The organism is Treponema sp. R6D11, assembly GCF_054786075.1.
Map to the genome: position 1 here is coordinate 1 of NZ_BDHD01001097.1, position 279 is coordinate 279.

Annotated in this window: 1 protein-coding gene; it reads left to right on the forward strand. The window is 36.9% G+C overall.

Annotated elements, in window-relative coordinates:
- Window positions 1-279, forward strand: a 279-nt coding sequence (locus ACYVTD_RS17635) for a hypothetical protein (RefSeq protein ID WP_461248922.1), incomplete at both ends; no start/stop codon positions are given.

Sequence of the window (279 nt, forward strand, 5' to 3'; positions counted from 1 at the left end):
AAGTCCAATACCCTGCCCCACTTTGAAGCTGAATACACTCCGCTTCAATCGGTTATTGATGAAGGCGGAAATTTATCATTTTTTATATTAAATAAAAATTCCGAAGCTGATGAAGATCAGCTTTCCGCCGATGAAAATGAAGCGAGGTTTGTCGCAGAAAAAATAAAACAATTACTTAAAGATAAATATCCGCCCCACGAGATTGCCATTCTTTTTCGTACTCGCTCAATTCAATTTTTATATGAAAAACATTTAAGGGCTTTGGGTATCCCTTATGCC